This is a genomic window from Oerskovia paurometabola, from assembly GCF_016907365.1.
Taxonomy (GTDB): Bacteria; Actinomycetota; Actinomycetes; order Actinomycetales; family Cellulomonadaceae; genus Oerskovia; species Oerskovia paurometabola.
Window position 1 is genome coordinate 2,262,621 of the sequence record NZ_JAFBBV010000001.1, and the last position, 14,406, is coordinate 2,277,026.

13 protein-coding genes, 1 tRNA gene and 1 pseudogene are annotated in these 14,406 nt (G+C 67.6%); 12 read left to right on the forward strand and 3 right to left on the reverse strand.

What is annotated here, in order from left to right:
• The first annotated feature begins 54 nt into the window (after window positions 1-54).
• From aroH to JOD48_RS10155, 12 genes are all read left to right on the forward strand, one after another.
• Entirely contained in the window at window positions 55-417 is a 363-nt protein-coding gene (gene aroH / locus JOD48_RS10100) for a chorismate mutase (protein WP_191790349.1), read from the forward strand.
• Entirely contained in the window at window positions 414-1,214 is an 801-nt protein-coding gene (locus JOD48_RS10105) for a (d)CMP kinase (RefSeq protein WP_307824086.1), read from the forward strand. Before aroH ends, JOD48_RS10105 begins: the two co-directional genes overlap by 4 nt.
• Entirely contained in the window at window positions 1,211-1,912 is a 702-nt protein-coding gene (locus JOD48_RS10110) for a lysophospholipid acyltransferase family protein (protein WP_204808827.1), read from the forward strand. The genes JOD48_RS10105 and JOD48_RS10110 overlap by 4 nt, the downstream gene beginning before the upstream one ends.
• Before the next feature lie 73 nt (window positions 1,913-1,985).
• Window positions 1,986-3,572, forward strand: a complete 1,587-nt coding sequence (gene der, locus JOD48_RS10115) for a ribosome biogenesis GTPase Der (RefSeq protein WP_191790352.1) — start codon at window positions 1,986-1,988, stop codon at window positions 3,570-3,572.
• Between the two features lie 333 nt (window positions 3,573-3,905).
• Window positions 3,906-3,982: transfer RNA gene (locus JOD48_RS10120), tRNA-Pro, on the forward strand.
• A gap of 507 nt (window positions 3,983-4,489) precedes the next feature.
• Window positions 4,490-5,776 carry a tyrosine-type recombinase/integrase gene (locus JOD48_RS10125; protein ID WP_204808829.1) on the forward strand — a complete coding sequence of 429 codons (1,287 nt, stop codon included), beginning with the start codon at window positions 4,490-4,492 and terminating at the stop codon, window positions 5,774-5,776.
• 6 nt (window positions 5,777-5,782) lie between these two features.
• Window positions 5,783-6,067: a hypothetical protein gene (locus JOD48_RS10130; RefSeq protein WP_204808831.1), complete on the forward strand. Its 285-nt coding sequence runs from the start codon at window positions 5,783-5,785 to the stop codon at window positions 6,065-6,067.
• 503 nt (window positions 6,068-6,570) lie between these two features.
• Window positions 6,571-7,923 (forward strand): SAVED domain-containing protein, encoded by a 1,353-nt coding sequence (locus tag JOD48_RS20150; RefSeq protein WP_204808833.1) that lies wholly within the window; start codon window positions 6,571-6,573, stop codon window positions 7,921-7,923.
• A 127-nt stretch (window positions 7,924-8,050) separates the two neighbouring features.
• Complete coding sequence (locus tag JOD48_RS10140) at window positions 8,051-9,001, forward strand: nucleotidyltransferase (protein WP_239527378.1); 951 nt, start codon at window positions 8,051-8,053, stop codon at window positions 8,999-9,001.
• Between the two features lie 2 nt (window positions 9,002-9,003).
• Entirely contained in the window at window positions 9,004-9,573 is a 570-nt protein-coding gene (locus JOD48_RS10145; protein WP_307824087.1) for a hypothetical protein, read from the forward strand.
• 16 nt (window positions 9,574-9,589) lie between these two features.
• Window positions 9,590-10,861: a HesA/MoeB/ThiF family protein gene (locus JOD48_RS10150; protein WP_204808839.1), complete on the forward strand. Its 1,272-nt coding sequence runs from the start codon at window positions 9,590-9,592 to the stop codon at window positions 10,859-10,861.
• The gene (locus JOD48_RS10155; protein ID WP_204808841.1) at window positions 10,858-11,337 is read left to right on the forward strand and encodes a Mov34/MPN/PAD-1 family protein; all 480 of its coding nucleotides are present in this window, start codon (window positions 10,858-10,860) and stop codon (window positions 11,335-11,337) included. Before JOD48_RS10150 ends, JOD48_RS10155 begins: the two co-directional genes overlap by 4 nt.
• Window positions 11,338-11,718: 381 nt before the next feature.
• Here the strand turns inward: JOD48_RS10155 and JOD48_RS10160 are convergent, their stop codons facing one another.
• The 3 genes and pseudogenes from JOD48_RS10160 to JOD48_RS10170 all read right to left on the reverse strand — a co-directional run bounded on the left by JOD48_RS10160 (window position 11,719) and on the right by JOD48_RS10170 (window position 14,280).
• Window positions 11,719-11,949, reverse strand: a complete 231-nt coding sequence (locus tag JOD48_RS10160) for a helix-turn-helix domain-containing protein (protein ID WP_204808843.1) — start codon at window positions 11,947-11,949, stop codon at window positions 11,719-11,721.
• An 83-nt stretch (window positions 11,950-12,032) separates the two neighbouring features.
• Window positions 12,033-12,194: pseudogene (locus JOD48_RS20300) on the reverse strand (recombinase family protein); the annotation flags it as partial.
• A 235-nt stretch (window positions 12,195-12,429) separates the two neighbouring features.
• Window positions 12,430-14,280 (reverse strand): hypothetical protein, encoded by a 1,851-nt coding sequence (locus tag JOD48_RS10170; protein WP_204808845.1) that lies wholly within the window; start codon window positions 14,278-14,280, stop codon window positions 12,430-12,432.
• Between the last annotated feature and the right edge of the window lie 126 nt (window positions 14,281-14,406).

Consider the following 14,406-nt stretch of genomic DNA (forward strand, 5'->3'; position numbering starts at 1 on the left):
CGCTCCCGGGGCGGCGCTACGCTCGACCCGACCCTCCCGTACGAAGGAGTACCCATGCCCGTCCGGGCCATCCGGGGCGCCACGCAGCTCGACGTCGACGAGCGCGAGCACCTCTTCGACCGCACGCGCGAGCTCGTCCAGGCCGTCCTCGACGCCAACGAGATCGACACCGCGTCGCTCATCTCGATCTTCTTCACCTGCACGCCCGACCTCGTGGCGGACTTCCCGGCCGCCGCCGCCCGCGAGATGGGGCTCGGCGACGTGCCCCTCATGTGCGCGGTCGAGATCGGCGTGCCCGGGGCGCTGCCCCGCGTGGTGCGGCTCATGGCGCACGCCGAGGTCGACGTGCCGCGGGCCGACGTCCAGCACGTGTACCTGCACGGGGCGACGTCGCTGCGCAAGGACCTGGCCCAGTGAGCGCGGACGGTACCCGTGCCGAGGGGCGCGGGCTGGTCGTCGCGATCGACGGGCCCTCCGGGTCCGGCAAGTCGAGCGTGTCGCGGGCCGTCGCGCAGCGCCTCGGCACCGCCTACCTGGACACGGGCGCGATGTACCGCGCCGCGACCTGGTGGTGCCTCGAGGAGGGCGTCGACCTCGCCGACCAGGCCGCGGTCGCCGCGGCCGTCGACGTCATGCCGCTCGTCATGGGCATCGACCCGGCCGCGCCGACCGTGCACGTCGACGGCACCGACGTCGGCGAGGCGATCCGCACCACCGAGATCTCCACGGCCGTGAGCGCGGTGGCCACGAACCTCGCGGTCCGCGCCGAGCTGCGGCGCCTGCAGCGCGTCATCATCGCGGCAGAGTCGTCGGCGTCGGCTTCCTCGGCGTCCGTGGCGTCCTCGGAGAGCGCCGGCACGAGCTTCTCCGGTGGGCGCGGCATCGTCGCCGAGGGGCGCGACATCACGACTGTCGTCGCCCCCGACGCCGACGTGCGCATCCTGCTCACCGCGAGCGAGGAGGCGCGCCTGGCCCGCCGCTCGCTCGAGGTCCACGGCGCGGCCGACGCGGCTGCCGTCGAGGCCACCAAGGACCAGGTGCTGCGCCGCGACCGTGACGACTCGACCGTCTCGCAGTTCCACGTCGCGGCCGACGGCGTCGTGACGGTCGACTCGTCCGACCTCGACTTCGAGCAGACCGTCCAGGCCGTGCTCGACGTCGTCGAGCACGCCACGGCCACCACCGCCGCAGGGGGCGAGGGGACCGCTCGGTGAGCATCCCGCACGTCCCCTCTCCCACCGGGCCCGCCTGGTCCCGGTGGGTGGGGCGCTTCCTCGCACGTGTGATCTGGGACACCCGTGTGGTCGGGGCCGACCGCGTCCCCGCCACAGGACCCGTCCTGCTGGCCGCCAACCACACGGGCCTCGTCGACGGACCCCTCGTGCTGGGCGTCGCACCCCGGCCCCTGCACGTCCTCGTCAAGGAGGAGATGTTCGTCGGCCCGATCGGGTGGATCCTGCGCGCGGCCGGGCAGATCCCCGTCGACCGCCGCGGCGGACGATCGGCCCTCGTGACGGCGCTCGCGGTCCTGCGGCGCGACGGGGGAGTGGGCGTGTTCCCCGAGGGCAACCGCGGGCGCGGCGACGCCACGTCCGCGCGCGCCGGCGTGGCCTGGCTCGCGCTCAACGGCCACGCGCCCGTGGTCCCCGTCGCCGTGCTCGGCACGCGTCGCACCGGTGACGGCGTCAACCGCATCCCCGGTCTCCGTCGCCACCTGTACGTCGAGTTCGGCGCGCCCGTGGTCGTCGACAAGGCCGACGGCGTGCGCGGCAAGGCCGCCCTCGACGCCGCGAACGAGCAGATCCGGGCCGCGCTCGCGACGCTCGTGACCGGCGCCGTGGACCGCTCGGGCATCGCGCTGCCGGTCGACGGACCCGACCGCCTCCACCCCGGAGGACGCCCCGCGCAGTGACGTCGTGCACTCCGGGCGTGTCGCGCGCGGTCCTCGTTCGGAGAACTGCCCGGTTGCTGGGAGAATGGTCGCCATGACCACACCCGACCACGCACAGCCCGATGCCCAGGCATCCCTCGACGAGGTGTCGCAGACCCCCGGTGAGACGATCGACCAGGCGAGCGACGTCGTCGGGCAGCCCGAGGACACCACCGAACCACTGCTCGCCGCCGAGGGGGACGAGCAGGACGACGAGACCCGCGAGCGCGCCCTGCGCGCCGGCCTCGAGGACTACGAGCTCGCCGACGAGGACATGGCGCTCCTGTCCGGCGACGACTACGACTCTGCCGACGACGTCCCTGCCGCGCCGCTGCCGGTCCTCGCGATCGTCGGCCGCCCCAACGTGGGCAAGTCGACGCTCGTCAACCGCATCCTCGGCCGCCGCGAGGCCGTGACCGAGGACAAGCCCGGCGTCACGCGCGACCGCGTCTCCTACCCGGCCGAGTGGGCCGGACGCCAGTTCACGCTCGTCGACACGGGCGGCTGGGAGGTCGACGTCGCCGGCATCGAGGCGCGCGTCGCCGAGCAGGCCGAGGTCGCGATCGCGCTCTCGGACGCCGTCGTGTTCGTCGTCGACGCGACCGTGGGCCCCACGGCCACGGACGAGCGCGTCGTGAAGCTGCTCCGCAAGTCCGGCAAGCCCGTCGTGCTGTGCGCCAACAAGGTCGACGGCGCACGCGGCGAGGCCGACGCGACCGAGCTCTGGAGCCTGGGCCTCGGCGAGCCGCACCCCGTCTCCGCCCTGCACGGGCGCGGCACCGGTGACCTGCTCGACGCCGCCATGGAGGCGCTGCCCCTCGTCTCCGAGCACGCCGTCGTCCTGCCGTCCGGCCCCCGCCGCGTCGCGCTCGTCGGCCGCCCCAACGTCGGCAAGTCCTCGCTCCTGAACAAGGTCGCGGGCGCCGACCGCGTCGTCGTCGACTCCGTCGCCGGCACCACGCGCGACCCCGTCGACGAGCTCGTGCTCCTCAAGGGCATCCCGTGGTGGTTCGTCGACACCGCCGGCATCCGCCGCCGCGTGCACCAGACCAAGGGCGCCGACTTCTACGCCTCGCTGCGCACCCAGGCCGCGATCGAGAAGGCCGAGGTCGCCGTCGTGCTCGTCGACGCGTCCGTCCCGCTCACCGAGCAGGACACGCGCGTCATCTCCCAGGTCGTCGACGCCGGGCGCGCCCTCGTCATCGCCTACAACAAGTGGGACCTCATGGACGAGGACCGCCGCCCCTTCCTGGAGCGCGAGATCGAGAAGGACCTCGTGCAGATCCAGTGGGCGCCGCGCGTCAACGTCTCGGCCCGCACCGGCTGGCACACCGACCGCCTCGTGCCCGCGCTCGAGCGCTCGCTCGAGTCGTGGGACAAGCGCATCCCCACCGGGCGCCTCAACGCGTTCCTGGGCGAGCTCGTCGCGGCCCACCCCCACCCGCTGCGCGGCGGCAAGCAGCCCCGCATCCTGTTCGCGACCCAGGCGTCCACGCGCCCGCCGCGCTTCGTGATCTTCGCGACCGGCTTCCTCGAGGCCGGCTACCGCCGCTTCATCGAGCGTCGCCTGCGCGAGACCTTCGGGTTCGAGGGCACGCCCATCGAGATCTCGGTGCGCGTGCGCGAGAAGCGCAAGCGCTGACGCACCTCCCGCCGGGGCCCGTGGGGCTCCAGCGGGCCGTGTGAGGCGTCGAGAGACCCACGGGAGGGCCGTGCGTGCCGGAAGGCTCGCGCGGCCCTCCTGGGCGTTTCTGGGAGTGCTGGGGGCGTGCTCGGACTGGGTGGGATCTGACGGTGCCCTGGTCGAGCGCTGGTGGCGCGCTGGGCGCGGCCTCGACGGGGCCTGTGACGCGGCCGGGAGCTCCCCGGACGTGCGTGACCCGTGCCACTCACCAGCGAGGATGCACGGAGCATGCCCAAAGTGGGGTATTGTTTCTCTCGGCCCTGAAGGGCTGGTGAAGCCCTCCGGGGCTCACGGGCTGTGGCGCAGCTTGGTAGCGCACTTGACTGGGGGTCAAGGGGTCGCAGGTTCAAATCCTGTCAGCCCGACCAAAAGCCCAGGTCAGGAGGTGTTTTTCATCCTCCCGACCTGGGCTTCGTCGTTGGAAGCCTCCACAAGTGGCACGTGGCGTCACGTCACGGCAGTGCAAGGGCGTCGGCGGCGTCTCCACAAACCTGGACTTTGCGGCTCTCGGCAGCGGTGCGGCATCCAGTGCGAGGCCGACGGTCCCCGCGCTCGCCCGTGGCAACACGCCGTGAGGGGAGCCATTGGGCCGCCGCATAGAGACGGCATGACCCGCAACCACCGCTTGTTCACCGTGAGCGATCTCGCCACCCACCATGGCTCGTCCCGCCATGCCAGCCACCCCTTCCACGCATCCAGCGCCAGTCCGTGTGATCTACGTGGCGGTAGCAGGTTGCGGTACCGGCAGGAAGATGGCCAGACGGGGCCCACTTGGTCACGATGGAGCCCACATTCGTTTCGATGTCTGGCGGCGATCGACCGCTGGACCTGACCCGGCGGTCGTCATGATGCGTAATGGTGGAAGACCTCAGCGTTTGCCCGGCACGCACGGTGCCCTGGTCCCGAAGAAGACCGCGACCGGGCGCTGGAGGGTCGATGCCCGTGGAAGCGATAGCGACGGGAGAGAGCATCGCATCCAGGTCACCGAAGACTCGCCGGCCGCCGCGATCACTGCGTGGGCGAGGAAGTTCTACTCCAACAGCGGACGCGCTGACAGCGTCACAGACCTGACTGCGAGCACATTGCTCGAGACGGTGGCCCGCCTGTGGGTCACCTTGCGCATGGAGGAGGCTCACGCCCCTGGTGGACGGGTGCGGGTTCAGACAGTGGAGCAGGACCTACGGCTGCTGCGTGTCGACGTGGTACCCGTCATCGGGCAACTCAGGTTGCGTGACCTGACCACTCCGCTGCTGGAACAGTGGTTGGCGTCCATCCGTGGTGCCGACGGTGCGGAACATTCCCTGAATGACAAGCGCCGCAAGTGCAGGTCCCTCGTCAAGCGGATCCTGGACTACGCGATCCGCATGGGTGCGATCGAGGGTGTGAACGTTGCCGAGCGAACCACTGTCCCACCCAAGAGAAGGAGCCAGCCCCGGGCGTTGTCCACGGACGAGATCCACGCTCTGCGGGACGCCGCGCGCCGATGGCGTGCTGACTCGGCGAGGCGTCTCGGGCCCGCCCCGTCCCTCAATCTGGCCGTGCTGGTCGATCTGCTCCTTGGATCCGGGATGCGAATCGGGGAGGCACTCGCATTGCGGTGGGGGAACGTGCACCTTGCGACAGGGCCGGGGGAGCGGTCGACAGTGACGGTGGTGGCGACCATGGTAGAGGTTGGCTACCAGTCGGTTCGCCAGGAGGTCACGAAGTCCGAGCGCGGAATGCGCAGCATCACCGTTCCGCCGTTCACCGTCGAATCGCTACGGCTTCTGCGGCCCGACAATGCCGACCCGGATGACCCAGTGTTCAGGACCAGAGTCGGTACCCACTGGCAGACTCAGAACGCACGACGCTCCCTGAAGCAAGCGCTCGAAGCAGCTGGGATCGACCCGAGGTCGCTGCACCCGCATACGTTGCGAGCCACCGTCGCCACCGCCCTCCGGGCGGGTGGGTACGAGGTCGCCACCGCCGCTGTCCTGGGGAACACCGAAGCTGTTACAGCGAACTACTACATCGAAGGCGTGCACACCGCCCCGGACGTTCTCGGCGTACTGCAGGACATCGTCGAACAGACTGATCGACCGAGAGATGATGCCGGACAGCCGCCTTGCGCCTGGCCGTGGTTCCGGGCTTCTAGACTCCATGGGGACCGGAACAGAGGGTGAGCGGTCATGACAACACCACGCGAAACGACACTCCTTGGTCGTGTCGAGGATGCCGCGCGACAGCACCTGGACTGGGCGAAGACGAACGGCCGGGCGCCGAGCGTGCTCGCCGTCGCCCGTGCGGTCGGGCTGAGCAATACCACGTTCCGGCGCAACTTCCCAGAGGTGGTCGTCGAGATCACCGCAGCTCGCTCAGGCGCCGTGACGCAGACGGGCCGCAAACTTCTCAAGAGTGCCGGCGTACGACGACCTGATTGGCCGGAACGCACGACTGCGGCGTACCAATCGTGAACTGACCAATCAGGTGCGTGTCGCAACTGCTGTCATTCAGCGTCGAACCGAACGCAACTCGGAGCTCGAGGCTCGACTCCTCGAGGCAAGGAGTGTCACCATGATCGATCAACGGCGCGCCCAGGCGCACCGTCCTGGTTGATTCGAACTTGGAGCCATCTTTGATGGTGGCTGGCGGGGCTCGCACGCCCGCTGGATGCTGCGACACCCCGGCGGCTAGCCACCGCAGACATCCCCGATGAGCTGCGCGGGCGGGTGGGACGCACGCGTGGCTGAGCATGGTGCATCGTTGCCGGGAGGCAGAATGTGGAGCCGAGTGCTGAGGTGAATATCGAAGGGCGAGGTCGAGCATGACTTCCAGCGGAATAGACGCTAGTCGCGGTCGGGCGGGTGGACGGACACCGGGTGCACGTCTGTCGGCGCGGAGCGCGGCAGTTCGTGGTGACCAGTACCAGTACGCGCTGGCGTGGCGGTATGCCTGCGACGCGCTAACCGACCCGGGCGTGGCATCCATCACCGTCGAAGATCCTTCGGGTGGTCACTTTGACGATCTCGTCGTACGGCGTCGAGATGCGTCGCCCGACCGGTACTTCCAGGTCAAGAGCTCCAACTCCGGGTCTGGCGTTGTTGACGACAAGTGGTTGACGACCCCGGTGAGCTCCGCCGGTCGCAGCCCTTTGCAGCACTTCTACGCCACATGGCGGAGCCTTAGTTGTGGAGATCGGCCGTTCGTCGTAACGCTCTACACAAACCGAGGAATCGACAGCAGTGACCCGATCCTGGGAGCACTTCGTGACAACAAGGACGCGGGCATCCGGGTAGCCGATCTTCGGTCCGCGACCTCGGGTTCCGCCGCGGGGCGGGCGAGGATTCGGTGGGCCGCACACCTGAGTGTCACCGAGGAAGAGTTGTACGCCTTCCTGACTGCCATGAGGTGGGTCCAGTCTGGACCCGAGGCCGGGCTCCGGGAAGATGCCATTGCACCCATGCGCTTAGCCGGCCTGCGCTACGACGACGAAGCCGTGGAGCTCGGCATTGCCTACATCCGCGAGCTCGTCACAGATGCCATCGGTTCCCGGACCCGTGAGCAGTTGCGTGACGACCTGGCCGCTCGCAACATGTTCGCTCAGGACGCACAGCTCGTCCTCGCCGTTGACGCGATCGATAGTCCGAGCGGCCCCCGCCATGCGCACGCCAGGGTCGACTGGGTAGATCGGTTTGACGGAGCCGATGCCCGTAGCAGGTACCACCCGATGGATGCCGACGACTGGAACACGTTGTTCCGCGCAGACCTGGAGGAGGTGCGGGTGCAGCTCGAGGCGTACCCGACGCGCCGAGTGTTCGTCACTGGCGCGATGCGCCTGGCCGCGCACTTCGCGGTCGGCTTCGAGTTGCCGGATGTCCGGCGTTGGGTCCTTTCGACAGACCAGCGAGGAACCACTTGGCGCACCGACGCGCAGCCGGACACTGCGGTGATTGCGAGCCTCACGGAAGTCGGCGTCGGCCTGGGGAGCGAGGTGGCTGTCGCCGTGGCGCTGACTGGCGACATCGGCGACGACGTCCTGGAGTATGTGCGAGCACGCCAGCTGCCGGTCTCGGACGTGCTCATCTTCAAAGCCGACGGCGGCCCGAGTGACGTGTCGGTTCCCGAAGCCGAGTGGTTGGTCAAGTGGGTTCACGACGTCCGTGACCAGGTCCGGCGCGCGGCTCGACGTGCCACTGGTGTGCACCTGTTCATGAGTGCGCCTGCAGCCGCGGCGTTGTTCCTGGGGCACCGGTGGAACACCGTCCCGGGGCCGCTGACGGTCTACGAATTCGACGGTCGTGAGTACTTCCCGACCTTCACCTTCGCCTGAAAGCCGGGGTGTGGTGGCACCGGTTCGGAAGGCGATGCGGAGACATTCCGGCGGGCATGTCAGGGGGAGTGGGTAGCGTGTATCCCAGTGTCCCGACTGGCGGGCGGATCGGAGTACAGGCGTGGGCGTGAGCAGTGCATTCGATGAGTACCGCAAGACCGTCGACGCCTCCCCCGAGGCGGTGACCGAAGCCCGCAGTCGCCGTGATCTGTTCCAGGAGGCGCTTCTGGCGTATGACGACATCGTCGAGGTGGTGCCGTCGGGCTCACTCGCGAGAGGCACGCACAAGGACCCGATCCATGACGTCGACCTCGTCGCGATCTACAGCGAGGACGACCATACCGACTGGGGGCTGTCCGGAGCGTCCGCAGATGATGCGCTGAGTGTGACGGGCTCTCGGGTAAACGAGCAACTCGGGATGAGCTACGGCCTGCTCGATAAGCGTGTGAGGCTTGCCTCTCCGCGGAACCACGCGGTGAAGTGCTTCCTCGACGACCCCAACGACCCCGAGGCATTCACCGTGGACGTGATGCCTGCCTTCCGCCGCGATGGCATGCTTCTTGTCCCGGAGTCCGCGACCGCGACCTGGATCTGGACGAACCCGGAGTACTTCATCGAGCAGGTCGCGAAGCGGCACGGTGAGTGGAACAAGTTCGCGAGCACGGTGCGGATGCTGAAGGCCTGGGCAGCAGGCCAGGACACCAAGATCAAGTCACTCGTGATGGAGGTGCTCGCGCTCGAGTACCTCCCTGCGGCGAGCAACCGACCGACCGCAATAGCCCAGTTCTTCTCCGCCGCCGCGTGGCACCTCGAGAACGGCGGCGTGGTGGAAGACCCGGCCAAGGTCTGCGGGGAGATCCAGGCGGACCTGGACATCGACGCCGTCGCTGACCTATTGCGTTCTGCTTCCAACACCGCGACGCAGGCTCAACAGGCCGTGCGCAACAACGACCCGCACCGCGCTATCTCGCTCTGGGGAGAGGTGTTCGGGTCTGACTTCCCAGTGCCCGCCCCCCTGGACCCCACACCCGCCGTGGTCGTCGCTCCGCGGCCTGTAAAAGACACGCCCCAGGGATGAACGTGAGCCTGAGCTCCCCTGTGTACTGGACCGACGTCGATCAGCACCGGCTCCAGCAGGATCTTGCGGATGTTCACGCTTTGGCGCCAGGACTAGCGTTCGAATTGCCTCCTGGCGTCAACGCCCCCCACCAAGGGTTGTGGACCGGAGAACTCCCGCTGTGGCCTTTCGAGCGAGAGCAGCCCGACGGCCTCACCGAGCTCCTCGCGCACGGCCTCCGCGTAAATGTGCTGTGCTCGGCGGCGCACCCCGTCGTGCCGCCCACGATCCTCCCCATCGACCCGTCGCCGCTGCTGTCCGAACGGAGCATGAACGTCTGGCACGTCGCTCCTCGCGGCCAGCTGTGTCTGATGCAGTCCTCTGGGTCATGGAGGCCGTCCGATCGGGTTAGCGACTTGCTCCTCAAGGCGTGCGGGTGGCACGTGGAGTACGCGCTGATGAAGGCGGGAGTCGTCGAGGCGATGAGTGAGCGCGGCATCGTTGAGGACGAAAGCCGTGACCTCCTCGTGCGGTGCGCCGTCGAGGCGAACCAAATGGTCGGCTCGGAGCCGGGGAGGGGGGCAGATGCCTAAACCTCAACCGCTCGTTGTGCTCACCCGCGAGGCGATCGACAAGATGGCGAACTCACGCGCGGGCGGCGGCGACCTGTTTTTCACCCACTCGCAAGCTGACGACATCTACGTGGCGAGCGCGGTGGAGTCGGTCAACGGGAACGTCCTGCCCGTCACCGATCTACGGTCGTACAGCGCGTTGGCGCGAACAGGCGGAAGGGTGCTCGGGCAGTGGCTGCGCTGCGTCCCGCTGGACCTGCACTTGGGGCACTTTGACCTGTCCCGTCGGCCGGGGTCATTGTTCTCCCTCGCTGCGTTCCAGCGGATCGTCCCTGGTGTGCGCGACCCGCGGGGGCACGCTTACCCGCTCGTGACCCAGGTCGAGGATGTGCCGACGGAGTTGAAGCTCGTCGGCGTGCCGACATACGCGGGCTGGTCTGTTGACGACGAAGGCGCTGCACCGCTTGCAATTGCTATCGAACCCGAGTTGTCCGGGATCAGCAGACTCGCTCTGCAGTGGCCGGTCGCGGACCTTCAAGAGTGTCGAGTCGTCCTCGTGGGTGTTGGCAGCATCGGCGGCTCCGTCGCCGAGTCATTGGCGGCCTACGGGGTCGGGCGGATTGACCTCGTAGATCCAGACCGTCTGTTGTGGCACAACACGGTTCGCCATTTGCTCGGGCCGGAGAGCGTAGGTAGGACCAAGGTCAGCGCACTTGCCGAACGCATCAACGATCGGTGGCCGGACACCCGCGCCGTCGGTCACACGCTCGATGCGGTCGAGGAGGCGCACTACCTGCGCCCGCTCCTCGACGGCGCCGACATCGTGGTGTGCGCGGCTGACGGGATCGCGCCGCGCCGGGCGGTCAGCCATCTCGCCCGTGCAGCACGTGTACCTGCGGTTCTTGCGTGCGTCCTGGACGATGGCGGGGTTGGGGAAGTGCTGCGCCTTCGGCCCGGCCCTCGCCACGGGTGTCTGATGTGCCAGCGCCGCGCTCTGGAGGAGCAGGGCGCTATCGACGCGGAGGGAGATCAGGAACTCGACTATGGCACGGGATTGCTCCACAAGCCGATGACTGCAGTAGGTCCCGATCTGCGACTAGTGGCCGACCTCGCCGCGAAGAGCGCTGCGGCTACTTTGCTAGAGGCGCGTGGACATGGCGATCAACGGTTGCCCGGTGAGCACGCGGTTCTGGCGTTACGTTCGGGGAACGAACTTGCGGCGCCGTTCGACGCTCCGGCCCTCGGAATGGTGACCTGGTATCCAGCCCACCCACCGCTACCTGGTTGCTGGACATGCGAGTCAAGATGAGCGCGATTCCGCAAGCCTGGACGGTCGTCTTTCCGCGACCAGTTCTTCAGGGGATGCTGGACGAAGCGGCCGCTGGCGGCAGCACCCTGGAGACGGGCGGCATCCTTCTCGGACACGAGGAGGAAGGTGCTAGTGCTACTCACCTGACTGGGGCCGGTTCGCCAGGGCCGCTCGCGGTGCGTGAGCCCAGGTTCTTTCTGCGTGACCTGAGTCATGCGCGGATGCTTGCGCTGTTGGCGTGGGAGCGTGACCGCTCGCAATGGGTTGGTGAGTGGCATACGCATCCCCTTGGCCGACCGATGCCGAGTGGCCTCGACCTGGGGTCGTACGCGGCTCACGTCCAGGACCCGGAACTGGGCTTCCGCCGGTTCATCAGCGTGATCGTCGCTTGGCGCGCCACAGGGGAGTGCACGCTTGGTGCTTGGGCTATCGACAGCGCCGAGGCGCGGGCGACGAACGTGAGAGTCGTCGAATAGCCGCCGATGGCCGCGCTGACGGAACTGGGCCGCTCATTGGCCGCAACGACGTACGAACGAGTCGCGGCAAGTGGTGTAGCGGGATCGCGATGTGTTCATAAGGGGCTTCGTCGTTTTCGATGGGATAGTCGCAGAGCTTGTACTGGGTCGTCCGGCTGTACGCAACAACGAAGACCTGCGCGCCCCAGTCGTCCGAAGGCAAGTCGTCTAGGCCGCTGGCCCAACCAACGCTTCCTATGAGCACGCGCCATCGTTCGATCGGGAGACCAGCCCGCTCGTGGTACGCCGCCTGCTTGCAACTGCTCGAGCAGTAGAGCGCGTCGCGACGTTTCTCCCACCCGATCCGTCCCTGACAGCGCAGACAGACTCGGGGACGCTGAGTCATGCCGCGCCGTGGCCGGTCTCGAGCATCGCCAGGTGCCTGTAGAGGGTGTCTCGGGAAACCAATATGGCACGGGCGACTGCAGCTCGGGACTGACCGTCGGCGAGGGCGACACGAGCGGCGTCGATGCATTCGCGCGACATGACGGTTGGACGGCCGCCAACCCGACCGCGGGCTTTGGCGGCGGCGAGGCCGTCGAGGGTGCGTTCGCGGGCGAGGTCGGCTTCCATCTGTGCGACGGCGGCGATCGCAGGGTGATGGCGCGCTCGTCGAGGTCGCGCACGAGGTGGGCGGCGGAGCGTCCGAGGCGGTCGAGCTTGGTGACGACGAGGGTGTCTCCTTCGCGGGTGCTGGATGCCCTCTCGACGACGACGTCGCGCTCGTCGACGCCGCCCGGCCCGGTAAAGGCATCGCTCTGGGCGTCGAGGCTCTGCGCGGTCGTCGAGACGCGGGCGTAGCCGTAGGTGTGAGCCATGGCGTTGACGGTAGCGAAAACCCCGGGCCGCGTTCTGCGACACCAGGGGTTCTCGGACACTAGTTCTGCGACACTTTCTTTCGGCGTGTCGCGGCTGCGGTTGTGGTGCCGGACAAACGGTCGGTTTCCGACATTCAACCGTTGCGAACGCGCAGTCGGTCGCCGCCGTCGCCCGGCCACTGGGCGTCTGCCGTCACGCGGCAGGGGACCTGACGGCGTGCGAGTGGGAATGGGGTCAGTCTGGCGAGGTCGGCTTGGGAATCCGTTGTACGAGGTGTGCGATCGCTCGTCGGGCCAGGTCGCGGACGCGTGTGGGGATCTCTACCTGCTCTTGTCGTTCGACGAGCAGGTAGTCGCGCATGGCTGACCCGGCAAAGCCGCCTCTTGGCTTGTCGCGCAGGAGCGTGGCGAGCGAGGGGCCTCCAACTTCTTGTAGGCCTTCGATCATCTCGACTTCCTCAAGGTCAAGGATCTGCAAGGGGAGGATGTCCGAGGCAGTGAGGAGGTCCAGCGCCACTAGTTCTTCTCGGATCATCGCGGTGGTGATGGGATTGACGGGGAAGCCTTCGGTTGCGAGCACGACGGGAGCGAAGACCTTGGGCGCCCCTGAAGGATGACCTGTCAGCTTGCTCTCGTTGGCGCGTAGCTGGTTGATCGTGGACTGCAGCTGGCGCGCCTTGGTGATCACGAGCTTGTCGATGTCTTCAGCGAGGGCGCCTGGGTCCCGCCCGTGCACGGTCTCGCGTTTTGGTGCGTGGGTGCAGACGTCCAGGACGACCCAGGTATCGGGGTAGGCGATCGCGCAGTCGATGATCTTGATGCCCTTGCCCCCATAGGCCTGCTGCAAGGTTGTTTCGGGGAAGACTCGCCCAGAACCAGCCATCGAGGTGATCGCTTCGATGGCGTATCGCTCGGCATAGCCGCGCAGGGTGGTACCGAACAGACCGGTCCGCTTCTTGTCGCCTTGTGTCTTGAGGTGGTTGTGGACATCCCAGTACGGCAGCCAGCCGTAGACCCGTTCGATCAAGAACGAACGGTCGATGACCACGGTGGAGCCATCACCCCATCGCAGGGCCGGGAAGCGACGAAGCACATCCGAGTTCCAAGAGGTAGGTGGGCTCTCGGCCATCGCCATAAGCACCTGCAGGGGGGTCCCGGCTATGGCGCCCAGGGTGACATCGACGCGATCTTCGGCGATGCCGAGGTCGGTCAGGGAGGAGTCAATTGTCCTGTAGGTGCCATCTCCTGCTGACTGCCACATCGCCAGTGTCATGGTTGCGAGGTCCAGGAGGTCCACCCTGGTGGCTTCGCGGTACAAGGCGATCAGGTAGTCGTCGGGTACGGCTTCGTCGATCATAGGGAACTCGTACCACGTTCGAAACCACCGGGCGATGAGGTGGGGCATGGTCTTAGGACTGTAGAAGATGTGGTTGCTGACCATCTCGCGGCGGAGTCTCTCGCCGGATTCCTCATCCGAGAGCTCGTCGGAGTGCGCGACGAGCAGATCGCCGACCGCGAGGGGGAGGAGCGGTAGTACGGCCTCCGGTGCCGGGTGTGGCTGCTCGGGCTGAGAGGGGCAGACAGCAAGGGCAAGTGAGGCCAGGGCCACGAGCTGCTGAGGCGCGATGAGGTGCTTGCGCATGTCGGGTGACGCGAGCAGTGTCTTCGCTCGTGCTGCGAGTTCAGGAGGAAGGATCTGCAGGTACTCGCGATCTAGCTCAACAAGGCTCGCGCCGGACCGGTGACGGTTGAGCCAGCCAGCGACGAAGAGCAACACGTCGCCAACGTGCAGTGTCTCCAGCGTCTCAAGGAAGTCCTCAGGGGGGACAGGAGTGTCCCTGAGCTCGTTCAAGGTCGTATAGACCATCACGAGATCGATCGGTTCTGGCGGTTGAGCGAGGTGCATGGGTACGAGCAGGCCGGAGGCGATCGGGGCGAAGTCCTGGCTCAGTGCCCGGATCGTGGTGCCCTGGAAGTACCGCTTGCTGTCGAGCGCACCCACCAGATGCGTGCTCAAGTCCTTGGGCTCGGCCCCGGACAGCGTCGACACGAGCCTGCGCAGGGCCTGCTCTTGACTCTCAACCATGCACTTCCTCCAACGGAACTCGACGAGCGTGGGCCGGCCTTGCTTTCGACATGGGACGTGAGTCGGCGCCATCTTGCGCGCTCGACCGTGCCACGTGTCTAGCGGAGGTTGAACGCCTTGCGGCAC